General features: G+C 52.2%; 23 protein-coding genes. 21 read left to right on the forward strand and 2 right to left on the reverse strand.

The annotated features are described in order from the left end of the window. Positions 1 to 7 precede the first annotated feature (7 nt). From B5E82_RS12220 to B5E82_RS12240, 5 genes are all read left to right on the forward strand, one after another. A complete protein-coding gene (locus tag B5E82_RS12220; protein ID WP_087307836.1) occupies positions 8 to 943 on the forward strand; it encodes a hypothetical protein in 936 nt (311 codons plus the stop codon). Between the two features lie 13 nt (positions 944 to 956). After that, the gene (locus tag B5E82_RS12225; protein WP_087307838.1) at positions 957 to 2,126 is read left to right on the forward strand and encodes an acyltransferase family protein; all 1,170 of its coding nucleotides are present in this window, start codon (positions 957 to 959) and stop codon (positions 2,124 to 2,126) included. A 2-nt stretch (positions 2,127 to 2,128) separates the two neighbouring features. Then, complete coding sequence (locus B5E82_RS12230) at positions 2,129 to 3,058, forward strand: acyltransferase family protein (RefSeq protein WP_087307840.1); 930 nt, start codon at positions 2,129 to 2,131, stop codon at positions 3,056 to 3,058. 84 nt (positions 3,059 to 3,142) lie between these two features. Next, entirely contained in the window at positions 3,143 to 4,204 is a 1,062-nt protein-coding gene (locus tag B5E82_RS12235) for a pyridoxal phosphate-dependent aminotransferase (RefSeq protein ID WP_087307842.1), read from the forward strand. Between the two features lie 61 nt (positions 4,205 to 4,265). Beyond that, entirely contained in the window at positions 4,266 to 5,618 is a 1,353-nt protein-coding gene (locus B5E82_RS12240) for a Gfo/Idh/MocA family oxidoreductase (protein ID WP_087307844.1), read from the forward strand. Between the two features lie 61 nt (positions 5,619 to 5,679). On the opposite strand, the gene B5E82_RS12245 is transcribed toward B5E82_RS12240, so the two are convergent. Continuing rightward, positions 5,680 to 6,843, reverse strand: a complete 1,164-nt coding sequence (locus tag B5E82_RS12245) for a CDP-glycerol glycerophosphotransferase family protein (protein ID WP_162610770.1) — start codon at positions 6,841 to 6,843, stop codon at positions 5,680 to 5,682. Between the two features lie 269 nt (positions 6,844 to 7,112). Between B5E82_RS12245 and rho the strand changes: the two genes are divergently transcribed. The 14 genes from rho to B5E82_RS12320 all read left to right on the forward strand — a co-directional run bounded on the left by rho (position 7,113) and on the right by B5E82_RS12320 (position 22,214). Next, entirely contained in the window at positions 7,113 to 8,621 is a 1,509-nt protein-coding gene (gene rho / locus B5E82_RS12255) for a transcription termination factor Rho (protein ID WP_087307850.1), read from the forward strand. A 186-nt stretch (positions 8,622 to 8,807) separates the two neighbouring features. Continuing rightward, positions 8,808 to 9,011: a 50S ribosomal protein L31 gene (gene rpmE / locus B5E82_RS12260; RefSeq protein ID WP_178038777.1), complete on the forward strand. Its 204-nt coding sequence runs from the start codon at positions 8,808 to 8,810 to the stop codon at positions 9,009 to 9,011. A 107-nt stretch (positions 9,012 to 9,118) separates the two neighbouring features. Further along, the gene (locus tag B5E82_RS12265) at positions 9,119 to 10,270 is read left to right on the forward strand and encodes a DUF1385 domain-containing protein (RefSeq protein WP_087307853.1); all 1,152 of its coding nucleotides are present in this window, start codon (positions 9,119 to 9,121) and stop codon (positions 10,268 to 10,270) included. Then, positions 10,267 to 11,124 carry a peptide chain release factor N(5)-glutamine methyltransferase gene (prmC, locus tag B5E82_RS12270; RefSeq protein ID WP_087307854.1) on the forward strand — a complete coding sequence of 286 codons (858 nt, stop codon included), beginning with the start codon at positions 10,267 to 10,269 and terminating at the stop codon, positions 11,122 to 11,124. Before B5E82_RS12265 ends, prmC begins: the two co-directional genes overlap by 4 nt. A 46-nt stretch (positions 11,125 to 11,170) precedes the next feature. Further along, complete coding sequence (prfA, locus tag B5E82_RS12275; RefSeq protein WP_087307856.1) at positions 11,171 to 12,244, forward strand: peptide chain release factor 1; 1,074 nt, start codon at positions 11,171 to 11,173, stop codon at positions 12,242 to 12,244. A 30-nt stretch (positions 12,245 to 12,274) separates the two neighbouring features. Then, on the forward strand, positions 12,275 to 13,315 hold the full coding sequence (locus B5E82_RS12280; protein ID WP_087307857.1) for an acyltransferase family protein: 1,041 nt from the start codon (positions 12,275 to 12,277) through the stop codon (positions 13,313 to 13,315). A 12-nt stretch (positions 13,316 to 13,327) separates the two neighbouring features. Beyond that, on the forward strand, positions 13,328 to 14,689 hold the full coding sequence (locus B5E82_RS12285) for an MBOAT family O-acyltransferase (RefSeq protein ID WP_087307859.1): 1,362 nt from the start codon (positions 13,328 to 13,330) through the stop codon (positions 14,687 to 14,689). 82 nt (positions 14,690 to 14,771) lie between these two features. Next, entirely contained in the window at positions 14,772 to 15,881 is a 1,110-nt protein-coding gene (locus tag B5E82_RS12290; RefSeq protein WP_087307861.1) for a hypothetical protein, read from the forward strand. 64 nt (positions 15,882 to 15,945) lie between these two features. Next, the gene (locus B5E82_RS12295) at positions 15,946 to 17,037 is read left to right on the forward strand and encodes a DegT/DnrJ/EryC1/StrS family aminotransferase (protein ID WP_087307889.1); all 1,092 of its coding nucleotides are present in this window, start codon (positions 15,946 to 15,948) and stop codon (positions 17,035 to 17,037) included. Between the two features lie 74 nt (positions 17,038 to 17,111). Then, a complete protein-coding gene (locus B5E82_RS12300; protein ID WP_087307864.1) occupies positions 17,112 to 17,534 on the forward strand; it encodes a sugar 3,4-ketoisomerase in 423 nt (140 codons plus the stop codon). After that, complete coding sequence (locus B5E82_RS12305) at positions 17,531 to 18,475, forward strand: glycosyltransferase family 2 protein (RefSeq protein WP_087307866.1); 945 nt, start codon at positions 17,531 to 17,533, stop codon at positions 18,473 to 18,475. The genes B5E82_RS12300 and B5E82_RS12305 overlap by 4 nt, the downstream gene beginning before the upstream one ends. Positions 18,476 to 18,494: 19 nt before the next feature. Next, entirely contained in the window at positions 18,495 to 19,451 is a 957-nt protein-coding gene (locus tag B5E82_RS12310; RefSeq protein ID WP_087307868.1) for a glycosyltransferase family 2 protein, read from the forward strand. Beyond that, the gene (locus B5E82_RS12315) at positions 19,448 to 20,542 is read left to right on the forward strand and encodes an SGNH/GDSL hydrolase family protein (RefSeq protein WP_087307870.1); all 1,095 of its coding nucleotides are present in this window, start codon (positions 19,448 to 19,450) and stop codon (positions 20,540 to 20,542) included. Before B5E82_RS12310 ends, B5E82_RS12315 begins: the two co-directional genes overlap by 4 nt. A 79-nt stretch (positions 20,543 to 20,621) precedes the next feature. Beyond that, positions 20,622 to 22,214 (forward strand): ArnT family glycosyltransferase, encoded by a 1,593-nt coding sequence (locus B5E82_RS12320; protein WP_162610771.1) that lies wholly within the window; start codon positions 20,622 to 20,624, stop codon positions 22,212 to 22,214. Between the two features lie 45 nt (positions 22,215 to 22,259). On the opposite strand, the gene B5E82_RS12325 is transcribed toward B5E82_RS12320, so the two are convergent. Continuing rightward, the gene (locus B5E82_RS12325; protein ID WP_087307873.1) at positions 22,260 to 24,524 is read right to left on the reverse strand and encodes a hypothetical protein; all 2,265 of its coding nucleotides are present in this window, start codon (positions 24,522 to 24,524) and stop codon (positions 22,260 to 22,262) included. 173 nt (positions 24,525 to 24,697) lie between these two features. On the opposite strand from B5E82_RS12325, the gene B5E82_RS12330 reads away from it, so the two are divergent. Beyond that, entirely contained in the window at positions 24,698 to 25,213 is a 516-nt protein-coding gene (locus tag B5E82_RS12330) for a DUF3916 domain-containing protein (protein WP_162610772.1), read from the forward strand. A 32-nt stretch (positions 25,214 to 25,245) separates the two neighbouring features. Continuing rightward, positions 25,246 to 26,214: a tRNA-dihydrouridine synthase family protein gene (locus B5E82_RS12335; RefSeq protein ID WP_087307875.1), complete on the forward strand. Its 969-nt coding sequence runs from the start codon at positions 25,246 to 25,248 to the stop codon at positions 26,212 to 26,214. Positions 26,215 to 26,345: the final 131 nt, after the last annotated feature.

The following is a 26,345-nucleotide window of genomic DNA, read 5'->3' on the forward strand; positions in this document are numbered from 1 at the left end:
AAACCTTATGAAACGAATCCTGACTGCAGTGGGAAGCGCCCTGCTGGCGGCCCTTCTTCTGATTTTCGTGAAAAATGAATATGCGCGTCTCCTTCCGGTCTCTACTTATGGTATGCAGGCGGCTGTCGCGCAGGGGGAGACGGAAAACCTGTTTATCGGTTCCTCCATGTTTCGCCAGGGACTTTCCATCGACGTGCTGGAAGAGGAGCTTCCGGGAACCTCCTATATTCTCTCCTATAACGGCAATCAGCCGGCTCTGATGGCCATGGAGCTTGCGTATATGCTGGAGCAGGGCTTACAGGTGACCAACATTTATATTGATCTGTACCCCTATACGGCAGCGGCGGCCCCCTGGATCAGTGACACGAAGATTCTTCTTGATACGGATCTGGATTTCAAGATCCGGGCCTGGAGGCTGATGGCAGAGAACAGCGGCGCGGATTTTTCGGATTTTTTTGAGTTTTTTGTGACGGCCAATAACGAGCAGCTTCTGACCTATCCGATCAACAACCGCCTGGTGTCCTCCCAGTTCCGCAACGGGGGAACCCTGCTCGCCCAGGAGGGCAGTACAAGGGAGGAGCTCTATGCTCTTGGCATGCTGGGAAGCCGGGACGGGCTGAATGAGGCGCAGGTGGAGGGCTACCGCCAGCTGGCGGCTCTGGCTCAGGAATACGGCCTGAATCTGTATTTCCTGGAGACGCCCAAGTATGAACGGATGTATGCGGACGAGGATTATATGGAGCTCTATGAGCTCTGCCTGGCGGAAATCGGGGATATCGAAGAGAACTGGGAGGGGAAAGGAAGTTTTACCCTCATCTGTGCGGAGGACCTGGACTTTGACTCCTCCGACCCGGGAAATTTTCAGGATCTGATTCATCTGTCGGCGGCTGGCCGGACAGAATATACGCGGCTGCTCTGCGGCGCGGTGAAATCTGAGAGATAACGGAGGCAGAAATATGAAAAAATTAGCTTATATCGATGGTCTGAAGGGAATCGGAGCCCTGATGGTGTATTTCTGTCATTTTGTGTTCGCCTTTTATTATGCGGCCTACAGCCTGACACCGGAGTCGTCCCATACGGCTTCCCAGATTGAAATTGCCATCGGGAAGACTCCGCTGAATCTGCTGTACAGCGGAAATGCGGCGGTCTGCCTCTTTCTCGTATTCAGCGGTTTCGTGCTCTGCCTGTCCTATTTCCGGTCAGGCAGGGATAAAAAAAGGCTTGGAACCAGCGCCTGGAAGCGGTATTTCCGGCTGATGCCCATGATTCTGGCTGCCAATCTTCTGATTTTTGTGCTGATGTCTCTGGGACTTTACCGGAATGCGGAGACAGCGGCCATCACAAAATCCGAGGCCTGGTTCGCGGGCTTTAACCAGTTTGCGCCGGATTTCCTGCAGATGCTTTACGAGAGCCTGATAGGCTGTTTCCTTCAGGGCAGCAACGATTATAACGGCGTGCTCTGGACGATTCCCTATCTGTTTCTGGGAGCGCTGGTGGTGTACCTGGCGGCTTATCTGGTGGGGAAAAATCCTCTGCGCTATATCGCCTACGGGGTGATGATTCTGGTGTCTGCAGTGACGGATATCTACTTTACAGGTATATTTATGGGCTTTATCGTCTGTGATTTCTTCTGTACGCAGAAGAAGGGCATGGAGCTCTGGAGAAAATACTGGATTCTGCCGCTCCTGTCCTTTGCCGCCGGCGTATATCTGCTGTCCTATCCGTCCATTGGCGTGGATATGGCGGGAACGATCTATGCGCCTCTGCCGCCCGCCTATACGGTGATTTATCATATGGCGGGAGCTGTGGGGCTTCTGGCGGGCGTAGTGGGACTTTCCGGGCTTCAGAGATTTTTCGGCGCGAAAATTTTCTGTTTTCTCGGAGATATTTCCTACTCCCTGTACCTGCTGCATTTCCCGGTAATAGCCACCTTTTCCTGCTGGTTCTTTCTGGGGCTTCATGAGAGGCTTGGCTACCATCTGACGGTGGGGCTGGATTTTCTCTGTACGACAGCGCTGGTGCTGGGAATCGCGTACCTGAGCCGGAGATATGTGGAGCCGGTGAGCGGCCTTCTGGAGCGGGGAATTCAGAAAGCGGCTGCGGGGCGTAAGGCAGAAAGGAGTTAGAGATGGAAAAGAAGCGGGTGCTCTGGCTGGATATCGCCAAGGCTCTGGGAATTCTGGTGGTGCTTCTGGTGCATACGGGAAAGTCCTTCGGGCCGGTGAGCTTTTTCGGCGGCATGTTTTATATGCCCATTTTCTTCATACTGGCGGGAATGACTTTCCGCTATAAACCGGAAGAACGCTTCGGGAGCTTCGTAAAAAAGAAGGCGAAGCGGCTGCTTGTGCCCTATTTCGGGTATAATCTGTTCCTCTTTCTGTTTTTCTTCCTGAAAAACGATCTGCTGGCAGGGCAGGTGAGCGCGGAATCCTTTTTTCCGCTGCTGGGTATCCTCTATTCCAGAAACTGCCTGTTTCCGATGGATTCGCCGGCAAACGTGTATTTCATGCAGATCCTGAATGCGCCCACCTGGTTTCTGACAGGCATGTTCGTAAGCTATCTTCTTTTCTGGCTTATGATGAAGGCGGCGGAAGGAAAGCTGAGAACGGCGGTCTACCTGAATTTTGGAGTGCTTCTCGCAGCGGTGCTGGTCCATTATCTCTGCCCGGTGCTTCTGCCCTGGAGTCTGGACTGCGCCCTTTATGCGGTCTCCTTCCTTCTGTTCGGAAAGGCCCTGTCTGAGAAGGGGATTGTGGAAAGGCTGTACCGGAAGCCAGGGGCGGTTCTTTTGCTGGCGGCGGTCTTTGCGGTCCTGTCCTGGCTCAACGGAAGCGTGAACATGTCGGTGGCCGATTACGGACATTCCATGATTCTGAACCTGATTGTGGGCTGCGCAGGCTCCCTGCTTGTGATGGTGCTTTCCCTGTTTCTGGAGAAGCATATGGGCCTTCTGGGGAAATCTTTTGGCTTTCTGGGACGCCATACGCTGCCGGTGCTCTGCCTGCACCTGTTTGTCTATTCGCTGATCGGAACGGCGCTGCGGCTGCTGGGTCTGTAATTTCCGGTTGAGAATTCCGGAAAGCTGCGGTATGATGAAGGGAAAGATTACGTTTGATACCGCTTGGTGATGGAGGTAACGAAGATGAAATATTATGTAGATGAACATATAAAAAATACGGTCCGCGTTTTTCCGGAACAGGGAAGATACGGATACCATCGTTATGATATGAATGAAAATCCGGAAGGCCTGCCGAAGGAATTTGTGGACGAGGTGCTCAAAGAGATCACGCCGGAATTTCTTGCCATCTATCCTGAGCCGGACCGGTTCCTTCATAAGTATGCGGATTTCATCGGGGCCGCGTACGAGAATGTGCTGACCACGAACGGTTCCGATATGGCGATCCGCTATCTTCTGGAGACTTTTGGAGAGAAGGGGAAGGAAGTGGTGACAGTCTCTCCCTCCTTTGAGATGTACTGGGTGAACTGCAGCATTCTTGGCCTGAAGCACGTTCCGGTGGCCTATGAGCCGGACCTGACCATCAAAATAGAGAAGATTCTGGAGGCCATCAGCGGGGATACGAGAGTGGTGGTGCTTCTGAATCCCAATAACCCGGTGGGAAATGTGTATACAGAGGAAGAGCTGGAACGCGTGATTGAACGGGCGAAGGAAGTGGGAGCCGTGGTCATTGTGGACGAGGCTTACCATTATTTCTACGACAGAACGTTCCTTCCCTATGCGCTGAACGGGGAAAATGTGATTGTGCTGCGAACCTTCTCCAAGCTCTTTTCCCTGGCGGCCTGCCGTCTGGGAGTGATCATCAGCAATCCGGAAATCATTCATTATGTGAAGAATGCCCGGCTGACCTTTGATGTAAATGCCATAGCTCTTCTGTTCGGAGAGCGGATTCTGGACCGGCCTGAGCTGATCAGAGAGCTGATCCGGATCGAAAAAGAAGGAAAGGCCTGGATTCTGCAGGCTCTGGAGAAGGAAGGTTATGAGTGCCGGGACTGCCGCGGAAACTTTATCTTTGTAAAGCCGAAACACTCTGCCCGTGAGGTGGCAAATCGGCTGGAGACAGAGAAAAAGGTTCTCGTCCATCCTTACGGTAATGAGCTTCTGAAGGACTGTCTGCGTGTGTCTGTGGGCTCAAAGGAAGCCATGGAGCTGTTCCTCGAGGCATTTCTGGAGGTGGACAGACAGTAAAAGCCGCAGCGGCTCCGAGGAGAGGAAAAGGCTGCGCAAACGGAAAAAGGAGAGATGCCGGATGGTAAGAGTCATCACATACGGAACCTATGATTTGCTGCATTACGGCCATATCCGGCTGCTGGAGCGGGCCAAAGCGCTGGGAGATTATCTGATCGTCGGTGTGACGGGGGATGATTACGACAAATCCCGGGGAAAGATCAACGTTCAGCAGTCCCTGATGGAACGGGTGGAAGCCGTCAGGGCCACGGGACTGGCGGATGAGATTATCATTGAAGAGTATGAAGGACAGAAGATAGACGATATCAGACGCTATCATATCGATATTTTTACGGTGGGCTCCGACTGGAAGGGAAAGTTTGACTACCTGAACAAATACTGCAAGGTGGTCTATCTGGACCGGACAGAAGGCATCTCAAGCTCGGAGCTCCGTTCCCAGCGCCGGGAGATCCGCCTGGGTCTTGTGGGAACCTCTGCAGACCTTTTGAAATTCCAGAAGGAAAGCAGCTTTGTGAACGGAGTGGCGGTGGAGGGAATCTGTACGGATGAGCCGCAGAATGAGATAGAGGAACCCCTCAGACAGCTTCCCTGCGTCACAGCTTCCTACCAGGAGCTTCTGGAGCATACGGACGCCCTGTACATCCTTTCCCATCCCTCGCTGCATTATGAGCAGGTGAAAACCGCTCTGGAGGCAGGAAAGCATGTGCTCTGCGAGGCGCCTGCGGCCCTGTCCGCGGCACAGTGCAGGGAGCTTTTCGCGCTGGCAGAGGAAAAGGGGTGCGTGCTGATGGAAGGGATCAAGACAGCCTATTCCACAGCCTACTACCGCCTGCTGCTTCTGGCTAAAAGCGGCCGGATTGGAAAAATTGTGTCGGTGGACGCCACCTGTACCCGGCTGGCAGAGGAGAGCACAGGCCGTTCCGAGCAGTTTAACCGCAGCTGGAACAGCATCTGTGACTGGGGGCCCACAGCTATGCTCCCTGTCTTTCAGCTTTTGGGTACGAATTACAGGGAAAAGCAGATCATCAGCCACTTTTCAAAGGAAGATAAGACGTATGACGTATTCTCACGGATCAATTTCGTCTACCCGGAGGCGACTGCCTCCGTAAAGGTGGGAAAGGGCGCGAAGGCAGAAGGCGATCTGATTGTCTCCGGCACGAAAGGATATATCTATGTGCCGGCTCCCTGGTGGAAGACGGATTATTTTGAAATCCGCTATGAAAATCCGGCGGAAAACAAACGCTACTTCTATCAGCTGGACGGAGAAGGGCTCCGCTATGAGCTTGTAGCTTTTCTGAAATCCATCGAAAGGGGCGAAAGCAGCGCGTACTCCTACATTGAAGAAGAAGTATCCGGAGCCGTCGCCGGTGTGGTAGAGGATTTTTACAGACGGAAAGATACGACAGAAATATAGATATTGTGAAACCGGTCCGCGGGAAGCGGCCGGTCAAAAGAAAAGGAATGACTCGTGAGAATCATTCCTTTTCCTGCATTTTTTCCATAATGATGTCTGCCACAGCTTCTGAGGCGTGTCCGTCGTCGTAGAAGCCCAGCATATCGCAGAAATCCTTGCATTTCCGCCGGTAGTCCTCTTCGTCAAAGGTCCCGATCTGTTCCATCAGTTCCTCGTTGGTCAGAGCCAGAGTGAAGGGAAGATCCTTCAGATCAAAATAATAATCCTTTGTCCGCTTCATTTCCTCGTAATCTTCCGCGTACAGGAAACCGGGTTTCCCGATCATCGGAAAATCAAAGGCACAGCCGGAATAGTCGCTGATGATGACATCGCTGGCCACCAGAAGCTCCTGCATGTTTTCGTAGGGGCTGGCATTCAGAATCCGGTCCGTATAGGTCAGCGGGTAATCCTTGTAGCTCACATTGGGGTGCATGCGGACAAGCACGGCCCAGCTTCCGCCGAAGCGCTTTTCCAGAGCGGCAAGGAGCTGCTCATAATTCAGGTTATACATGTCTGTCTTACGGCTGTCCCGGTAGGTGGGAGCGTAGAGGGCAAGCTTTGTTCCCTCCGGCAGTCCGAAATGAGTGAGAACCTTCTGAATATAGGGGGCGGGGTCCTCAAAATAGATGTCGTTTTTCGGGATTCCCTTTTCCAGAATCGGCCCGTCGTACCAGAAAGCCTCCCGGTAAGATTCGCTTTCCCAGCGGCAGCAGGCCAGCAGAAGGTCCATATTCTGGGAATCGATTTTGGCGTATGCCACATATTCGGGAGAAAGGGCGGATTCGCAGTCCTTCTCCACCTTTTTCAGACCCAGGCCGCCGTGCCAGGTCTGAATGTAGAACTGCTCCGGCCTTTTTTTGAAATAGTAAAGCTTCCGGGTATCGTCCACCCAGGTGCCGGCCGTCGCCATATGCCAGGCAAAGGCGACGGTATTCGGACGGACGGGACGGATGCCTTCCGGCAGATCGTAGTCGCCCGCCGCCGTCCAGTACAGCTTCCAGCCGGCCTTCCGGCGCAGAAATTCCCGGGCGATAAAGCTTGGGTTGTCCCCGAAACCGCCGCCGTTGAAATTGCTGAAGACGATCTTTTTCCGGTCAAGGGGAAAATGGATGAACAGGTTCCAGCATATTTTCATCAGAAGCCTGTGGCTCTGAAGGTAAATCGGAAGAATGAGTTTTTTTAACACGGTAAAAACCTCCGGAAAATTTTGAGTCCGGCAGCCTTTTTTCATAAAAGCAGAGAGATCCAGCCGGCTCTCCTTATTTTAACATCAGTTTCAGCGGATGTGAAGCAATTTCAGTTTGCACAATACAGGAAAATGCGCTATAATGCAGACATAATCATTCAATCCGCCGAATCTGTCTGGCGGAATTCCCAAAAGAAAAAGAAACATACTGCCCTGTGGTTTTATGAACACGGCAGATATCAATATGAGAATCGTGAGGAGGATATGGAATGACAAGAGAACAGTATGAGTCCCTGCCGCTGGCTGAGCTGAAAGAGATCGCGAAAGCCAGGGAGCTGAAAAAGACCTCAGGGATGAAAAAAGGGGATCTCATTGATCTGATGCTGGAAAAAGACGAGGAAATGAGAATTCAGAAAGAACGGGAAGCAGCCGGGAAGAAGGAACGGACAGAATATCGGGAAAAGAGCGAGAGAGCGGAGAGATCAGAGAGATCAGAAAAAACGGAGCGGAACGAGAGATCGGAAAGAGCAGAAAGAGCAGAGTATTCAGAGCACCATGTGAAAACGGAGCGGGCAGACAGGCAGGAACGCAGAGAACGAGCGGAGAGGGCAGAGCGCCAGCCCCTTCCCGCCCAGGACGCGTCTAATCTGGACAGCGGGCAGGTGGTTACGGGAATCCTGGAAGTGCTGGGAGATGGCTACGGTTTTATCCGGAGCGACAATTATCTGCCGGGAGAAAATGACATTTACATCAATCCTGCCATGATCCGCAGATACAATCTGAAGACCGGAGATATTCTCTGCGGAAATGTGAAGGTAAAAGCCCAGACAGAAAAGTTCGCGGCCCTTCTCTATCTGAAATCCATCAACGGCTGCCGGCCGGAAGAGGCAGCCAAGAGAAGAAACTTTGAGGACCTGACGCCCATTTTCCCCAATGAGAGAATTCATCTGGAGCGGCCGGGCGGAAGCACAGCCATGCGGATCGTGGATCTGATTTCCCCTATCGGAAAGGGACAGAGAGGTATGATCGTTTCCCCGCCGAAAGCAGGAAAGACCACTCTTCTGAAGGACGTGGCAAAATCCGTCACCCGCAACCACCCGGAGATGCAGCTTCTGATCCTTCTGATCGATGAGCGGCCCGAGGAGGTTACAGATATCAAGGAAGCCATCGAGGGACCGAATGTGGAAGTGATTCATTCTACTTTCGACGAGCTGCCGGAGCATCACAAGAGAGTGTCCGAGATGGTGATTGAGCGGGCAAAGCGTCTGGTGGAGCATAAAAAGGATGTCATTATTCTTCTGGACAGCATCACCCGTCTGGCCCGGGCCTACAACCTGACGGTTCCGCCCAGCGGCCGTACTCTGTCCGGGGGTCTTGATCCGGCGGCCCTGCATATGCCGAAGCGGTTTTTCGGAGCGGCCCGGAACATGCGGGAGGGAGGCAGCCTGACGATTCTGGCCACAGCTCTCGTGGAGACCGGAAGCAAGATGGATGATGTGATTTACGAGGAGTTCAAGGGAACCGGAAACATGGAGCTGGTATTGAACCGGAAGCTCCAGGAGAAAAGAGTATTCCCGGCCATCGATATTCCAAAGTCAGGTACGCGGCGGGAGGATCTGCTGCTTACCCAGGAAGAGATGGAGGCCATGGAGATTATCCGCAAGGGCCTGAACGGCCTGAAGCCGGAGGACGCGGTGGAGAATGTGCTGAATATGTTTGACCGCACCCGGAATAATACGGAATTTGTTCAGATGGTGAAAAAGACCAGATTTATCTAAAAACACAAGTTTGGGTTGAAATTCCGATTCTTCTGTGCTATAATCTAAAAGCTGTCGTACAGGCAGCTTAACTGCAGGGACTTGCAGGGATAGCCCGGGATATCTTGCCGTGGAAACATCGGAGCGGCATTGGCCGGGAATTATAGTAACAGAAGTTCACAAAATATGAATGAAGAGGTGAAAATCATGAAGGAAGGAATCCATCCGGAGTATTATCAGGCAACCGTAACCTGCAACTGCGGCAACACATTTGTGACAGGTTCCACAAAGAAGGACATCCACGTTGAAATCTGCTCCAAATGTCACTCATTCTACACAGGACAGCAGAAGGCTGCGGCAGCTCGCGGACGTATTGATAAATTCAATCGTAAATATGGCATCACGAAATAAGAAGTGTGAGCAAGGGGTGAGGTTGGACAATCTCACCCTTTTTGTTTCACAGAAAAATCTGTGAAGGGCCGCACGGTTTTGTATCTATGCATGGAGGAAAAATATTGATGAGTACAGCGGGAAAATCTTCAGGAATCGGAGGGCAGGCCGTTCTGGAAGGCATCATGATGAAAAATCAGGATGTGTATTCCGTAGGCGTCCGCAAGCCTGACGGAGAGATAGAGGTACACTTGAGCACCTATGAGGGAATCGGAAGCAGAAAACTGAAAAAGATTCCGATTGTCCGGGGTGTGGTAAGCTTTGTGGATTCTCTGGTTCTGGGTATGAAATGCCTGACTTTTTCCGCCAGCTTCTATGACGAGGAGGAGGCGCAGCCTTCCAAGGCGGATGTGGCGGTCCAGAAGCTGTTCGGAGAGCGGGCTGAAAAGGTAGTTATGGGAATAACGGTCGCCTTTTCCATAGTGATGGCAGTGGCGATCTTTATGATACTTCCTTATTTTGCGGCGGCTCTCCTGCGCAATGTGATCGTGTCAGATACGGTGCTGGCGGTCATTGAAGGCGCGATCCGTCTGCTCTTGTTTATCGGATATGTACTCCTGATTTCTCTGATGAAGGATATCCAGAGGGTGTTTCAGTATCATGGCGCTGAACATAAATGCATCAACTGTGTGGAGAACGGCCTGGAGCTGAATGTGGAAAATGTGCGGAAAAGCTCCAAGCACCACAAGCGCTGCGGAACCAGCTTTATGCTGATTGTCATGGTAGTCAGCATTATTTTCTTTATTTTCATCCGTGTAGATTCTCCGATTCTCCGGGTGGTATTTCGTGTGGCCCTGGTGCCGGTGATTGCGGGAGTCTCCTATGAATTTATCCGGCTGGCCGGAAATACGGACAACAAGCTTGTGGGAATCTTAAGCCGTCCCGGTATGTGGCTGCAGGCTCTGACCACCAAAGAGCCGGACGACAGTATGATAGAAGTGGCGATCGCGGCTGTGGAAGCAGTTTTTGACTGGAGAGCCTGGCAGGGAAGAGAGATAGAAGAGGCACCGGAGCAGGAAAAAGAAGCTCAGAAGACAGAAGAGGAGCCGGAGCAGGAAAAAGAAGCTCAGAAGACAGAAGAGGAGCCGGAGCAGAAAAAAGAAGTTCAGGAGACAGAAGAGGCGCCAGAGCAGAAAGAAGAGCCCCGGGAGATTGGGGAGATACTGGAGCAGAAAGAAGAGCCCCGGGAGATCGAAGAGGTACTGGAGGAAAAGGCTTGACTCTCCGGGAAGCCTGCAGGGAAGGAGCGGTCCGGCTCCGGAAGGCGGGCGTGCCGGAGGCAGAGCTGGACGCCTGGTATCTTCTGGAATGGGCTTCCGGTGTGAGCAGGAGCCATTATCTGGCATATCCGGAAGAAAAGCTGGGGGAAGAGCAGGAGAGACGCTTTTCCGAAGGGCTTGCGAAGCGGGAGAAGAGAATTCCTCTGCAGTATATCACAGGAGAGCAGGAGTTTATGGGCCTGTCTTTCCTGGTGAATGATCAGGTGCTGATTCCGCGGCAGGATACGGAGATTCTGGTGGAGGAGGCTCTGAAATATCTGAAGCCGGGAATGCGTGTGCTGGATCTGTGTACCGGATCGGGGTGTATTCTGCTGAGCCTTCTGCATTTCTGTCCGGAAGCGGAAGGAACCGGGGCCGATCTGTCCCGGGGAGCCCTTGAGACGGCCGGACGGAACTGTGAGCGTCTGGGGATTCAGGCGGAGCTTGTGCAGGGAGACCTGTTTGAAAATATAGAGGGAACTTTTGATTTGATTGTGTCCAATCCTCCCTACATCAGACGGGCTGAGATTCAGGAACTGATGGAGGAGGTGCGCTGCCGGGAACCGTATATGGCTCTGGACGGCCATGAGGACGGCCTTTACTTTTACAGGCGGATAGCCGAAGAAGCGCCCCGGTATCTGAAACCCGGCGGCCTGCTCTGCCTGGAAATCGGTTTTGACCAGGCGGAGAGCGTATCCGGTCTTTTGCGGGACCGGGGATTTGACGAAATTGAGACGGTCCGGGATCTGGCCGGACTGGACCGGGTAGTCCGAGGCCGCAGAGGACCCGGAGAAACAGAAGAAAAAGAAAACTGATGCGGATATTTCCGCTTTGACTGAAATATATGATGGAGGGAAAGATATGTTTGACAAGCTGGACGATCTGCTTCTGCGCTATGAGGATCTGATGAACGAGCTGAACGAGCCTTCCGTGGTGAACGATCAGGAACGGTTCCGCAGGCTGATGAAGGAGCAGAGTGATCTGCAGCCCATTGTGGATGCGTATAAGGAATATAAAAAATGTAAGGAAACGGTGGAAGAAAGCCTTCAGATGCTGGAGGAGGAGAACGACGAGGAGATGCGTGAGATGCTGAAGGAAGAGCTTTCCGGAGCAAAGGCGCGTATCGAGGAACTGGAGCATACCCTGAAGGTGCTGCTTCTGCCGAAAGACCCCAATGACGATAAGAACGTAATCGTGGAGATCCGGGCAGGAGCGGGCGGAGACGAGGCTGCGCTCTTTGCCGCAGAAATCTACCGGATGTATGTGCATTATGCGGAAAGCCGCCGCTGGAAGGTAGAAGTGATGGAAGCGGATGAGATCGGAATCGGCGGAATGAAGAGCGTGACCTTTATGATCCAGGGACAGGGCGCGTATTCCGTAATGAAATACGAATCCGGGGTACACCGGGTTCAGCGTGTGCCTGAGACAGAGTCCGGCGGAAGAATCCACACTTCCACGGTTACAGTGGCAGTGATGCCTGAAGCGGAAGAGGTGGATGTGCAGATTGATGAGAAGGATATCCGAATCGATGTCATGCGTGCTTCCGGAAACGGCGGACAGTGCGTCAACACCACAGACTCCGCCGTCCGTCTGACCCATTATCCTACGGGAATCGTGGTATACAGCCAGACGGAGAAATCTCAGCTTCAGAACAAAGCAAAAGCCTTCGCTCTTCTGCGGGCGAAGCTGTACGATATTAAGTGCCAGAAGGCCCATGACGCTGAGGCGGAGGCCCGAAGGAGCCAGATCGGAACAGGAGACCGTTCCGAGAAGATCCGTACCTATAACTTCCCCCAGGGCCGTGTGACAGATCACAGAATCGGTTTAACCCTGTATAAACTGGATAAAATTCTGAATGGAGACATTCAGGAAATTATTGATGCCTGCATAGCTGCTGATCAGGCCGCCAAGCTTGCGAAGATGAATGAGGAGTAACCTCGCACAAAAGCGGGTGAAAAGAAGCCTATGAGTGAAAAGACAGGAGCGCGCGGGAAGCCGCGCAGCCAGACCATCGACGCCATCAAGGGCGCAGCTATTCTGCTGGTCATGGCAGGACATGTTCTGGTCTGGAACCACATGGAAGATCCGTATGTATATGATGTGATTAAAGTAGTGCAGATGCCGCTGTTCATTATGGTCAGCGGCTATTTGTGCGGAATCGGGAGACATGTGGAGAGTCTCCGGGATTATGGGAACATTCTGAAGAAAAGAGCCCTGGCCTATCTGACGCCTTTTTTCTTCTGGCTCATTCTGCTGCATCCGCGGCACCCTCTTTCCAGCGTCCGGGATACGCTGTTTGACCTGGATAACGGGCTCTGGTTTCTGATGACCCTCTTTATCCTGACAGTCATGATTTACACGGCGCAGCTGGCGGAAGGGACGGTCTCAAAATGGAAGGACGGGGCGTACAGAAAACACGCAAAGGCGGCCTTCTGGCTGGTGTATCTGGCCCTTGCGGCCTTTGTGGTTCTGGAGACCCTGCTTGGATGGGAATTTTTAAGCCCCGGCCTGACAAGGCTGTATCTGCCTTTTTACCTGGCAGGCTATCTGGCGGGAGAATACAGGGAATGGATTCGGCGGATACCGGAGAGCATGAAAAAACTGGTGTGCGCGGCTTCCCTGCTGGCGCTGATTCTAATGGCGGCCGTCTGGGATCTGCAGGATGTAAGCACTCTCTTTCTGCTGGGACGCCAGATTCTGGCCTCCTTCACTGGCTGCCTGGCGGCCGGCCTTCTGATTCGGTTCCTGAAGGAGGGGCGGTTCAAGAGGTTTCTGGCTTTCCTGGGCGGATATACGCTGGAGATCTATGTGCTGCATTTCCATTTTGCCACCGTGCTGAATCAGGGCAGGACTTATTATCTTTACACCTGGGAGGGGCTGGGATTTGCCTTTGCCTCCTTTGCGGTGATGAGTCTTATTACGGCGGCGATCATTGTGGTTACCAAGAAATTCTGGCTGCTTGATTTTCTCCTTTACGGAAAACTGAGAAAAAAAGCGGACAGATAAGCGGAGAAAATTATGGGATTTACTTCACTGGCCTTTCTGGCCTTCTTTCCAATCTTATGGCTGATATATCTGGCGCTGCCGGGCAGAGCCCGGGCAGCCTGGCTTCTTGCGGCCAGCTACGTGTTCTGCTTAAGCTTTGGAATTGAATATCTGCTGGTGCTTCTGGGTTCTACGCTTGTGACCTGGCTGGGAGCGCTGGGTCTGGAGAAGCGCAGAAACATTTCGGAAGCGCAGGGGCGGCTTCTGTTTGGAGCAGTGATTGTCTTTCATGTGGCTGCCTTAAGCTTTTTCAAATACAACCGTCTGGGGCTGCTGCTTCCTGTGGGAATTTCCTTTTACACTTTTCAGGCCATCGGTTATCTGGCGGACGTATGGAAGGGCAGGGCGGAAGCAGAGAAAAATCTGCTGAGGTTTGCTCTGTTTCAAGCTTTCTTCCCCAAGCTGGTGCAGGGACCTATCGAGCGGAGCGGTAATCTGCTGGCTCAGATTCGGGAGCTTCCGGGGAAAAATGTGCGTGATATCCAGCGTATCCGGAACGGCGGCCTCCTGATTCTCTGGGGACTCTGCGAGAAGCTTCTGATCGCGGACCGGATCGCGGTTCCGGTGAATGCGGTCTACAGTCAGTTCGGCGCCTTCGGCGGCGTGGAGATTGTTCTGACTACGGTATTGTATGCGTTTCAGATCTACTGCGATTTCGCGGGATATACGGACATTGCCAGAGGAACGGCCCAGATCCTGGGCTTCGATCTGCTGGCCAATTTCCAGCGCCCGTATCTGGCGGATTCTGTGCAGGATTTCTGGCGCCGGTGGCATCAGTCCTTAAGCTCCTGGCTGCGGGATTACCTCTATATCCCGCTGGGAGGAAGCAGAAAAGGGAAACTGCGCCGGGCTGTCAATATTATGATTACGTTTCTGGTAAGTGGGATCTGGCATGGGACGGGAACACACTTCCTTGTCTGGGGCGGTCTGCACGGCGTGGGCCAGATCATTGATATCAAGAACTGGAAGCTTCCCCGCCCGGTGAAGCAGGTTCTGGTATTTCTGTTTGTAGATCTGACCTGGATGGTGTTCCGGGTGAATTCCCTTGGAGATCTGCGGGGCATGCTTCAGATTCTTGTGACGGATTTCCGGCTCCGGGATTTCGCGGGGATGCAGCTGACAGGCTTTGAGTGGATTCTGATTCTTCTGGGAATTCTGGCGGTGATGATAAAGGATATCGCAAACGAGAAAGGAATCGGATTCCGCCAGTGGATTCTGGGACGGAACGCAGTTCTGCGCTGCCTGATTTATACGGGGCTTATTGCTGCTGTGGTGATTCTGGGTGTCTATGGCGCCGCCTATGATACGAGCCAGTTTCTGTATACACAGTTCTGATGGAAAAAGCAGTAAACCATGATGGAAAACGGAAATAGCAAAGGAACAGAGAACAGACATTCCGGGAAAGGAGAGGGGTGCCTTGAAAGAAAAAAGCGGGAAAAGCAGGAGAAGCAGAAAAAGCAGGCTTGCCGGTTTTCTGATTATGGGAGCGGCAGTCCTGGCGCTTACGGCTCTGCTTATGAAAGCCTGCAATTATCTGCTGGTGGACGACACTTCCAGCTATACGCGGCTTACGATGCATGAGCTGTATGAGACAGCGGACAGTGGAGAGAATATAGATACCCTGTTTCTTGGGAGCTCTCACTGCTTCCGGGCCTATGATCCGCAGCTTTTTACAGAGCTTACGGGGAAAAACTCCTTTAATCTCGGTTCTTCTTCCCAGAACTATGATACTTCCTATTATCTCCTGCGGGAGGCTGCCCGGTACAATGACCTGAAGACGGTGTATCTGGACATGCACTACAAGTTTCTGTTTATAGAGAAACAGGACCGGGATCTGGTGCAGGCAAATATCATCTCGGATTATATGCGCTTTTCTTTGAATAAACTGCAATTTCTGCTGACCACCTCAGAGACGGACGAGTACACCAACCGTTTTCTGCCCTTCCGCCGGAACTGGCAGCAGCTGGGCGACCTGTCCTATATCCGGAGCGTCTGGGAGAAAAAACAGGCAGAAAGCTACCGGAATTATGAGCCGGTGGCGCTGGAGGATGAATACTACGCGGGCCGGGGCTTTGTCTGGTCGGACGCGGAGCTGAATGCGGATGAGATTACCTGGTGGGATAATTTTACGGATGTGCCGGAGGATATGGCAAATGACAGCGGCGTAACCTATACGCTGGACTATATTGAGAGAATCGTGGAGTTCTGCCGGGAGGAAGGAATCCGTCTCGTCTTCGTGACAGCGCCCAGCTTTGACAGATATCTGGAGGAGATTGGTCCCTATGATCTGGCACACCAGTATATTCAGGAGCTGGCAGACAGCTACGGGATTCCATATCTGGATTTCAACCTCTGCCGGGATGAATATCTGAATCTCGGACAGGAGAGCTACATTGATGTGGATCATCTGAACGGAAAAGGGGCCGCAGCGCTTACGACGCTCCTGTCGGAACTGGATGGTTCTCTTGCGGAAGAGGGCCAGGAGCTGATTGACGAATATTTCAGCGCATGTTATGATAAAGAATAATGGCCGGATTCCTGAAATTGGAACAGAAAAGGGAATCAGCGGCGCAGGAAGTGAGGATTTCACGATGAAGATTATGGCAAACCGGATGGACCGCGGTTTTTTCCGGTATCAGCAGGAGTTTGAGTCAAAAGCTCTTGAGGTGCTTCGTTCCGGCTGGTATGTGCTGGGGAATGAAGTCAAGAGCTTTGAAGAGGAATTTGCGGCTTATACAGGAGGTAATTACTGCGTGGGTCTTGCCAGCGGGCTGGACGCTCTCTGGATCGCTTTCCGGCTTCTGGGAATCGGAAAAGGGGACGAGGTTATCGTCCAGGGCAATACTTATATTGCCAGCGTAATGGGCATTACGATCAACGGCGCCACACCGGTCTTTGTGGAACCGAACGAATACTATAATATTGACGTGTCTAAGATTGAGGAAAAGATTACGGAGCGCACAAAGGCGGTTCTGGTGGTACATCTCTACGGACAGGCTTCCAATATGGCCGCTGTAAAGGCGCTGACAGATAAATACCATCTGAAGCTGGTGGAGGACTGCGCTCAGTCTCATGGCGCCTGCTTTGACGGACAGATGACAGGCACCTTCGGAGATGTGGGCTGCTTTTCTTTCTATCCGTCGAAAAATATCGGAGCCTTCGGAGACGGGGGCGGCGTAGTTGTCAGGGACGCGGGGCTGGCGGAGGATTTCCGCGTGTTCCGGAATTATGGAAGCGAGAAACGGTATTATAATAAGGTAGTAGGCGCCAATTCCAGACTGGATGAGCTGCAGGCAGGTCTTCTCCGCGTCCGTCTGCGCCATGTACAGGAGTGTGAGGAAGAGCGCTGCCGGATAGCGGACAGGTATCTGAAGGAGATTCAGAACCCGAAGCTTCTGCTGCCGGGCATTCAGGAAGGAGCCACGGCCGTGTGGCATCAGTTTGTAGTGCGCTGTGAGCAGAGAGATGAGCTGAAGGAATATCTGGAGAAAAAAGAGATAGGAACGATCATCCACTATCCGATTCCGCCGCATCTGTCGGAGGCTTATCAGTATCTGGGCTACAGGGAAGGGGCTTTTCCGATCACGGAAAGGTACGCCCGTGAGGTTCTCTCCCTGCCCATGTATAACGGCATGACAGAGGAAGAGCAGACTTATGTAATAGATGCGCTGAATGCGTTTTAAAATTAATTCTGGCCGCCGGTTTCCCGGGAAATAGGGGAAAGCCGGAGGACAATACAGATACAGGGAGAGACAGTATGAGTATCAAAGATCAGTATAAAATCCTGGAGTTTGGCGATCTGGGAGATGAACGGGGCAAGCTGGTAGTGGTGGAAGGAGCCATGGACATACCCTTTGAAATCAAGAGAGTGTTCTATATCTATGGTTCCGACAGCAGCATCATCCGCGGGCAGCATGCCAACCGCAATTCGGAATTTGTCCTTATCAATGTGAGCGGTTCCAGCAAGGTCCGCGTGGATAACGGCTTTGAAGAGGAGATTATCGAGCTGAACAGGCCGAGAATGGGACTTTATATTCCTACCATGGTATGGAAGGACATGTATGATTTCAGCGCGGACTCGGTACTGCTGGTACTGACCAATACGCATTATGACGGAGGCGAGTATATCCGCGATTATGACGAATATCTGAAGGAAGTAGGAGGAAGCCGCAGGCGATGAGCAAGCTTTCAATTATTGTTCCCGTATACTGGAACTCAGACACTCTGATGCTGCTTTACCAGGATATGAAAGAGAAGATTCTTCATAAGCTGGAGGCGTATGAAATTGTATTTGTAGACGACGGTTCAGGAGATAATTCCTGGGAGATTATGAACCAGATCCGGGATATAGATGAAAATGTCCGGCTGGTAAAGCTGTCCCGGAATTTCGGGGAACATGCCGCGATCCTGGCGGGACTTTCCGTATGTACGGGAGACTGCGCAGTGACAAAGCAGGCGGATCTCCAGGAGGATTCCGAGCTGATTCTGCAGCTTTATGATAAATGGAAGGAAGGCAACAAGGTTGTGCTGGCAGTCCGGGCAGACCGGGATGAAGGGGCGGTGCAGAAATTCTTTGCCAACCTTTACTATACGATGATGCGCAAGCTGGTCATCAAGGACATGCCAAAGGGAGGCTTCGACTGTTATCTGCTGGACCGGCAGGTGATCGAAGTGCTTCTGATGCTGGATGAAAAGAATTCCGCTCTGACGCTCCAGGTGCTCTGGGTGGGCTTCAAGAGCGACAAGGTGTATTTCCACCGGAAGGCCCGGGAAATCGGAAAATCCCGCTGGACCCTTTCCAAGAAGATAAAACTGGTTGTGGATTCCATGATGAGTTTTTCCTACTTTCCGGTGCGGTTCATGTCCTTTCTGGGTTCGGCCTATGCGGTGGTGGCAGTGATCATGGCGGTCGTTCTGGTGGCCCAGAGGGTTTCGGGCGTAGAGGACATGCCGGGCTGGACATCCCTGATGGTCGTCATGCTCTTTTCCTTCGGCGTGATTATGGTAATGCTGGGACTGCTGGGCGAATACATCTGGAGAGCGCTGGATGCTTCCAGAAACAGGCCTCCGTTCCTGATTGATGAGACAAAGGGATTTGACGAGAAGAAGAAAGCACAGTAAAGAGTAATAGGAGCTGCGTATGGACAGGATCTCAGTGATCGTTCCCTGCTATAACGAGCAGGAAGCAATTCCGATCTTTTATAATGAAATCTCAAAGACGGCGGACAGCTTACGTCAGAAGGCGGAGATTCAGATTCTCTTCGTCAATGACGGTTCCAAAGATGCCAGTCTGGCGGAAATGAAAAAGCTGGCAGAGCAGGATTCGAGAGTAAAATATGTGAGCTTTTCCCGGAATTTCGGAAAGGAAGCAGCCATGTATGCCGGTCTTTCCTATGCGGATGGGGATTATGTGGCTATTATGGATGTGGATCTTCAGGACCCGCCTTCCCTGCTGCCCGAGATGTACCGGATCATTACAGAAGAGCCCTATGACAGTGTGGCGACGCGGAGGGTGACCCGTAAAGGAGAGCCCCCGATCCGCTCCTTTTTTGCCAGGCGCTTTTATGCTATGATGCACCGGCTTTCCAAGACGGATATCGTGGATGGAGCCAGAGATTACCGCCTGATGACCCGGCAGTTTGTGAACGAGCTTCTGCGTCTGGGAGAGTACAACCGGTTCTCCAAGGGGCTTTTCGGGTGGGTAGGCTTTGAGACGAAATGGCTGGAGTATGAGAACGTGGAGCGCAGCGCGGGAGAGACCAAATGGTCCTTCTGGAAGCTGCTGTTATACAGTGTGGAAGGAATCGTGGGATTTACTACAGCCCCCCTGGCTATGGCGGCTTTTTTGGGAATCTTTTTCTGCCTTGTGGCCTTCCTGGCGCTCTGCTTTATCATTGTACGGACGCTGATGTTCGGAGATCCGGTGTCAGGCTGGCCTTCTATGACCTGTATTATCATATTTATCGGAGGGATTCAGCTGTTTTGTATCGGAATTCTGGGCGAGTATCTGGCGAAAACCTACATGGAGACCAAGCACCGTCCCATTTTTATCTGCAAGGAGACAAATGTGGAACAGGCCGGGGAGGAGAAGAAATGATAAAAAAATACAGAAAGCTTCTTCTGGCTGTGGTGGTTCTTCTTTTCGCGGGACTGCTCGGGTGGAATATCTATCTGCAGCGAGAGCTGTACAAATATAAACCTCAGGTGGAGGCCTATCTGCCGGAGGACATCTATGTGGCGGTAGGCAGCACCATAGAGCTGTACAACGATCAGGTGGTCTGGTCTGGTCTCCGGGATGGTTATTCCTGCAACTGGGACTGCCAGATAGGAGAGAATCTGGAAGACCGTTTTTCGGTCACGGGAAAGGAAGAACAGGTGGGAGATTACCCGCTGACGCTTACGGTCTACGACTACAATGTCAATGAGACGATAACGCTTTCCAGCACGCTCCATGTGGTGGAGCAGCTGGAAGGCGAGTATTCCATTATGAATATGGGGGACAGTCTGTCCGACGGAAAAGAGTGGTACCGCACCATCTACCATCTGTCCGGCGATCAGATTACCTTTACAGGAACAAGGGGCTGGACCCGTTACAGCCACGAGGGAAGAAGCGGTTTTTCGGCGAAAGATTATCTGGAGCCGACGGAGTTTTTTTCTGATGGTGTAAGCGAGGGGATTCAGCCTTTTTATGATCCGGTTCAGGAAATGTTCGACTGGAATTACTATAAGCTGTATACCGGAAAAGACCCGGATGTGATCCAGATTTTTCTGGGTACAAACGGTCTCAGCGACGATCCTTCCGGCACGGTGGACGCCATCGCGCAGATGGTGGACAATATCCGCCGTCATGACAAAGACATCCCCATATACATTGTGAATACGATCTACTGGGGAGATCAGGAGAAAATCGGAACCATGGTGCGCCAGGACGGCACAGCCTTCCTTCAGGGAGAGTTCAAGAACCGTTCTGACAAGCGGATCATGGATCTGATGCAGGCCATGGCGAAGAAGTTCGAAGGAAAAAGAAATGTGGAGCTGATTCCCCTGGCCCTGATGCACAACAGCGCGGAGAATTTTGAGGACGGCGACGCTCTGCACCCGGGCGCGGCGGGTTACGACCAGTTTGCGGCTGTGATGTACAGCGTATACTGCGGCACGCTGCCCTCCATGATGGAAAATGGCGGCTGATTCCGGTCAGAAGCGGCGGGAAAAGAAACGTGTTCCCATAAGCTCATCTGCGGAGACAAACACCGGGAGGAAAAACAAGATGCCAAAAGCAGAAAAATTTGCGGAGGCTCCTGTACGGCTTTACAGGGGGCTTCTGCGTCTGTTTGAAAAATATTACTGGGTATTTTTTGCGGCGGCCTGTCTGACGCTGGCCTTTTTCTGTTTCCGCTGTCTGGATGTACAGTATGTGGATTCCTGGGATGAGGCGCGCCACGGGGTCAATGCCTATGAAATGATTCAGAATGGCGACTATATCCGCCATACCTATAATTATCAGACGGATGACTGGAACCTGAAACCTTCCATCAGTTACTGGGGAATTATTCTGGGCTTCCGCCTGTTTGGTTACAGCGTGCTGGGGCTCCGCTTTGCCTCCGCACTGGCCTATCTGCTCACAGGAATTGCCTGCGCCTTATTCGCGAAGCGGTACAGCAGAGAGGCCTCGATCCTGGTCCTGGGCTTTTTCTGTGCCAACGAGCGCCCGCTTTCCGCCCATCTTGCCCGGGCAGGTGACGCGGACGCCCTTTATATGCTGTTTTTCACCCTGGCAGTCCTTGCGGTGCTGCGGGTCCGGGAAAACCATAAAAGGCTGTACCTCTGCGGCCTGCTGTTCTCCCTGGCTTTTCTGACGAAAAGCTGGCATGCGGGAATGATAGCGGCTGTCTGCGGCCTGTATCTGCTGGGAACGGGAGAACTGTTCCGGCTCAAGGCAAAGGAGTGGGGGCTTTTTCTGCTTTCTGTCTTTGCGCCCCTTCTGCTGTGGTTCGGCTGGCGTTATACGAAAGACGGCTTTTCCTTTTTGAGGCAGATGGTGGAAGTGGATCTTCTGGCCCGGACCGGAAGTTCCAATTTCGAAGGTCATGAGTTTCCGTTTTCCTTTTACTATGATACCGTGTTCGGAGCGGAAGGCTTTATCTACAGATGGCTCCTTCTGATCTGCATCGCGGGTCTTGCGGCGGGAGCTTTCTGGTTCTGGAGAAAACGCGGCTGGAAGGACGCCTGGGAAAACGGAAGCCTCAAGGACGCGTTTGGATATCTGTTCTGGTTCCTGATTCCGTTCCTTGGTTTTTCCCTGATTGGAACCAAGCTCATCTGGTACTGTTATCCCTGCACGATTCCGCTGGCCATGGGCGCGGCTGTTCTGCTGGGAAAAGCGCTGAGAGCGCCTCTGGCGGCAGGCGGACAGAGCCGGGAGAGAGGTTCCAAAACCGCCGCAGGAAAAGCGGCTGCCGGACTGGGCGTCTGGATTCTGGCGGCGGCCTGCCTTGTCATGACCGGTTATTATATGTGGAACTGTTATCTCCATGTGATTCGGGAAGCCCACGGAGATCCGTTCCAGCTGTTTATTCAGGAAAGCGCGGACCGGGATTCGGATTACGCAGGGGAAAAGGCTTATGTCTTTGTGCCCGGGGAAGATCCGGCGGATATCGGACAGTGGGATCAGAACATGCTGTTTCTGGCGGAAATCAGCGGGGACTTCCACTGTGAGGATGGAGGCGTGGAAGCCTTTCTGAATGAAAAAGAGCCGGCAGTCCTGTATATCGACGCGGCTCATTATGAAGAATATGAGCAGGAGCTGGCGGGCGCCAGCCTGCTCTATGAAAATGGAAGCTATCTGCTGCTGGAAAACTGAAGCAGGGGTATATCCTCACATACTGCATCCGGAGCTGCGCGAAAGCTAAATCTGTGTTCGTGATACGCTTCGCGGTCCCCGGAACATCTGCCGCGTGCCAACGGTGAGGGCGGCTGCGAGCAGAAGCATGCCTGCACAGAGAACTGCATACTGTTTGAGACTGAAATAGGTGGTGACCTCGTATTCGTAGACCGCGAATGCCAGGTCGCCTTTTTCTTCTTCCTGTCCGGCTGAGGTCAGGGAGCCGTCCGTGTACAGATCCCAGTTTCCTGTGTTGTAGGAGAGAAATTCCAGGCTGTTCTCTCCCTCAATGTATCCGGGAGTAATCTCCAGAGTGTAGGTCGTGGAACCGTCCGGAACGATCTCGTCCAGTACGAACTCATAGCTGTTTTCAAGCTGATCCACCAGGCCGGAGAGGAAACGGTCGTTGTCATAGATGACATTGCCGTTCTCATCGGTAATGCGGACGGTAAAGGCGGACTGATTGTAGGGCCCCACAGGATTAATGACCTGGATGGAAACCCGGTTAAAGGGCTTGTCTGTGGTAAATGTTTGTACGTAAGTCTGATCGTAGGAAGTCACATAGCCGTCATACCCGCCTGCGTACTGATACTGGTTGACAGAGTAGTCCCAGGCTTCGATGGGCGTATCTACCAGTTCCTTTTTCCCCAGAGACAGAAGCGCGGCCAGAAGGACAAAGCCTGCGGCACAGCCGATCCAGCTCTTCTTCAGCACCAGGATCATTGCCGGGCTTTCGCACAGGGAAGAAATTCCGTCCGCCAGCAGTATCAGGCAGAGAAAAGTGAAGCTGATACTGTAGAGAGGGTTCGTCTCCCAGATAAGATGAAAGGCCATGCAGCCCAGCACTGTAAGCTGAATCAGGAACAGGGGAGGGTATTCTTTATGCCGCTTCAGGCGGACAAATGCCAGAAGGGCGCAAAGCCCCATGGCAAGCATATTCAGGGCGCGGAACGCCTGGGAATACAGAGTCAGGAAACCGCTCTTGTCCCCGATAAGATAATCGTAGACCTTGCTGTAGCGGGCATAGCTGTTTTCTGCCAGATAGCTGTCCGTACCGTCCACCCAGGTATTCAGAAGCTTCCGGCCGGCCAGAGAGACAAGGCCCAGAGGACCTGCTTCTGCGATCCGCTCCTTCAGGACTTTCAGATCCGCGGCTGTTTTCTCTTCCTTTGTCTCAAAGCTGGAGGTATAGAGCTCGTCATTCTGATCAAAGGAGCCGTCCCAGCGGGCTCCCATCATGACCCAGTGAACTGTGGGGAAGCCGGTATTTTTATAATCAAAATCCACATACCGGTTTACGGCTGCGGAGAAAAGGCCGAGGGTCAGAGCGGCCGTCACCAGAAAGGCGGCGCCGGGCAGAAGCCAGGTTTTTGCTTTCAGGACCAGGGCGGAGAAAAGAGAGCATCCATTCTGCTTCTTTTGTCCCCAGAAGCGGAGCAGGGCGTCCAGAGCCACAGCGATCAGAGCGATAGCTGCTGTGGCACGCAGCTTAAAGCCCAGAATCGAGACGACGCCAAGCAGGGCGCAGAGAAAGATCCGCCGTCTGCCGGCCGGCTTTTCACTGCCGGCAGATTCTTTGCTGTCTGCGCTGCTTTTGCCTGTCCGGCATTTCCCCAGACGGAGATAGAGATACAGAATCCCCATCAGGCAGGGCATGGAGCAGGTGGCCGTATAGAAATACCCGGCCCACACATAGGAAAGGGGGCAGAGTACGCAGATTACCAGATAAAAGACAGCGAAAAGCCGCCCTTTCAGTTCCTTTGCGATCAGGTATCCCAGCCAGATGGAAAGCGTAATGCAGCCCACATTCACCAACTGGACCGCGGGCAGAAACCAGGCTTCCGCCACTCCAAGCTTTGAGAGGAGAAGCAGGAACCAGTAAGTCAGAATCGTCAGCGGATAATTGTTTGTATAGCGGGCAAAATAGCCTGTCTCATAGGTGCCGGATATTGTATGGGTGCGGAGCATCTCCACAGCCATGTCAAAGACCTTCAGCGGGTCGTAGCGAAGCTGAGGCTGAATCAGTCCCAGAAAGAGAAGCTGTCCCGCCGCCAGCAGAAAGATGCACAGAAGAGCCGTTCTCTTCAGATGCTTTTCTGAAAGCCGGGCCAGCAGACGCCGGATCAGAAGAAGGGCCGCGCATAGAAACAGGGCGAAGACCAGAACAAACAGAAGTTTTGCGGGAACCGCGTCAAGCTCTCGGAGCCAGGACGCGTCCCAGCGCCAGAAAGCGAAAATACCGATATAGAGGCTGAACAGGGCCAGCAGAAGAAGCGAAAGTGTGTACATGAAAACCTCCGAAAAATGATAGCATATTTCTTATAGAATAGCGCAAAACCGGAAGACGGTCAACCGAAGAGAAGAAGAGAAAACGGTCTTTTCTGCTTTCCATTGTGGCAGGGATCTGGTACAATACGGATAAATGCAGATTTTTGAAAATGAAAATATCCCGGAGATGGAATTTGAATATTTTTCATATAAAAAAACAAAGAGGTCAGTGGCGTAAATTAGATAATTTATTGAAAAACATAGAGCAGATTGCGCCGTTTCAGAATACACTTTCTCCCTATGAACATTTTCATGTACCTAGTGATGAGTTTATTCAGCATCCACAAACGGGAGCAAATGTAAAAACAGTTTTCTGCAGAAGATGGATTGAAAAAACAGAGCAAATTATAAGAACTAAACCATCACAGCTACCCTTTTGCAAGATAGTAGCATTGCTCTCTGTTCCGCAGTTTTGGAGTTCCCAAATTATCATTTTTTACAGCAGGAGCTATTATGATTCTTTTTGGATAAGAAATGGCCTGGAACAGTTCTGGAAGCCGATTGATAATGAAAAAGTTTCTTTTATGAAAAATAGAAACATCATAACTTTTCTGAATGAGCAGGGATTCCGTGAATGGATTTTGGGGGATGATGGCTCTGTCAGCATGTCCACTCTTTGGTTTTACGGAGATGTGCCATCCCGGTTTTAAGGAGAAAAAGAACAAAAAGGAGAACATCAGACATGAAGCCCGTACATGCACAGATTTACCTGGCGCCCATGGAGGGAATCACCACTTACATTTACCGCAATGCCCAGGCGGCCGTATACGGCCGCCTGGATAAGTACTTTACCCCGTTTCTGGAGCCGCACGAGAAGCGGAGCTTTAAGAAACGGGAACTGCAGGAGATTCTGCAGGAGAACAACAAAGGCCTCTTTGTGGTGCCTCAGATTCTGACGAACCGGGCGGAAGGCTTTCTGGAGCTTTCGGCTTCTCTTTACGATATGGGATACCGGGAAGTGAACCTGAATCTGGGCTGCCCGTCCCGGACTGTGGTGAGCAAGGGGAAGGGTTCCGGCTTTCTGGCCTTCCCGGAGGAACTGGACCGCTTTCTGGATACAGTTTTTCAGGGACTTGCAGGGAATATGCCGGGAATGCGGCTGTCGGTGAAGACGCGGCTTGGCATGGAAAGTCCGGAAGAATTTCCGGAGCTTCTGAAGATATTCGGGAAATATCCCCTGGAAGAGCTGATTGTGCATCCCCGGGTGCAGAAGGATTACTATAACCACAGACCGGACCGGGAAATGTTCCGGTATGCGCGGAAAGAGAGCCCGGCGCCGCTCTGCTATAATGGAGATCTGTTTACCGGGGAGGATGTGGAAGCCTTTCTGACAGAATTTCCGGAGACGGACAGGATGATGCTTGGGCGGGGACTGATCCGGAATCCGGGTCTGGCAGCGGGAGAGCTGACAGAAGAGGAGAGAAAGGAGCGCTTCCGGCGCTTTCACGGGCTGGTACTGAACGGGTACCGGGAATGGGATATGGGCGACCGGAATGTGCTTTTTAAGATGAAGGAGCTGTGGTTCTACCAGATCCGGCAGTTTGCGGATGCGGAGAAACTTGGAAAGAAGATCAAAAAAGCACAGACACTGGCGGAATATGAGGAGACTGCGGAACAGCTCATTTATGAGAAACATATGGTTCCGGCTTAAAGAAGTCCCGCGGGACAGTCTTATTTTACGTCCTGGACGGAAAATATGTCCGTTTTCCCGGGAAAATAGAACTTGAGTATTTTTTGCTTTTTGGTATAATAAGTCTGTAAATAGAAAGACCTTTCCGGAAA

Source organism: Lachnoclostridium sp. An138, from assembly GCF_002160765.1.
GTDB classification, from domain to species: Bacteria; Bacillota; Clostridia; order Lachnospirales; family Lachnospiraceae; genus Laedolimicola; species Laedolimicola faecalis.

What these genes read in the sequence shown, in the direction of transcription:
- B5E82_RS12220 (WP_087307836.1), top strand. Translation starts at nt 8, where the DNA reads ATGAAACGAATCCTGACTGCAGTGGGAAGCGCCCTGCTGGCGGCCCTT.
- B5E82_RS12225 (WP_087307838.1), top strand. Translation starts at nt 957, where the DNA reads ATGAAAAAATTAGCTTATATCGATGGTCTGAAGGGAATCGGAGCCCTG.
- B5E82_RS12230 (WP_087307840.1), top strand. Translation starts at nt 2,129, where the DNA reads ATGGAAAAGAAGCGGGTGCTCTGGCTGGATATCGCCAAGGCTCTGGGA.
- B5E82_RS12235 (WP_087307842.1), top strand. Translation starts at nt 3,143, where the DNA reads ATGAAATATTATGTAGATGAACATATAAAAAATACGGTCCGCGTTTTT.
- B5E82_RS12240 (WP_087307844.1), top strand. Translation starts at nt 4,266, where the DNA reads ATGGTAAGAGTCATCACATACGGAACCTATGATTTGCTGCATTACGGC.
- rho (WP_087307850.1), top strand. Translation starts at nt 7,113, where the DNA reads ATGACAAGAGAACAGTATGAGTCCCTGCCGCTGGCTGAGCTGAAAGAG.
- rpmE (WP_178038777.1), top strand. Translation starts at nt 8,808, where the DNA reads ATGAAGGAAGGAATCCATCCGGAGTATTATCAGGCAACCGTAACCTGC.
- B5E82_RS12265 (WP_087307853.1), top strand. Translation starts at nt 9,119, where the DNA reads ATGAGTACAGCGGGAAAATCTTCAGGAATCGGAGGGCAGGCCGTTCTG.
- prfA (WP_087307856.1), top strand. Translation starts at nt 11,171, where the DNA reads ATGTTTGACAAGCTGGACGATCTGCTTCTGCGCTATGAGGATCTGATG.
- B5E82_RS12280 (WP_087307857.1), top strand. Translation starts at nt 12,275, where the DNA reads ATGAGTGAAAAGACAGGAGCGCGCGGGAAGCCGCGCAGCCAGACCATC.
- B5E82_RS12285 (WP_087307859.1), top strand. Translation starts at nt 13,328, where the DNA reads ATGGGATTTACTTCACTGGCCTTTCTGGCCTTCTTTCCAATCTTATGG.
- B5E82_RS12295 (WP_087307889.1), top strand. Translation starts at nt 15,946, where the DNA reads ATGAAGATTATGGCAAACCGGATGGACCGCGGTTTTTTCCGGTATCAG.
- B5E82_RS12300 (WP_087307864.1), top strand. Translation starts at nt 17,112, where the DNA reads ATGAGTATCAAAGATCAGTATAAAATCCTGGAGTTTGGCGATCTGGGA.
- B5E82_RS12305 (WP_087307866.1), top strand. Translation starts at nt 17,531, where the DNA reads ATGAGCAAGCTTTCAATTATTGTTCCCGTATACTGGAACTCAGACACT.
- B5E82_RS12310 (WP_087307868.1), top strand. Translation starts at nt 18,495, where the DNA reads ATGGACAGGATCTCAGTGATCGTTCCCTGCTATAACGAGCAGGAAGCA.
- B5E82_RS12315 (WP_087307870.1), top strand. Translation starts at nt 19,448, where the DNA reads ATGATAAAAAAATACAGAAAGCTTCTTCTGGCTGTGGTGGTTCTTCTT.
- B5E82_RS12320 (WP_162610771.1), top strand. Translation starts at nt 20,622, where the DNA reads ATGCCAAAAGCAGAAAAATTTGCGGAGGCTCCTGTACGGCTTTACAGG.
- B5E82_RS12325 (WP_087307873.1), bottom strand. Translation starts at nt 24,524, where the DNA reads ATGTACACACTTTCGCTTCTTCTGCTGGCCCTGTTCAGCCTCTATATC.
- B5E82_RS12335 (WP_087307875.1), top strand. Translation starts at nt 25,246, where the DNA reads ATGAAGCCCGTACATGCACAGATTTACCTGGCGCCCATGGAGGGAATC.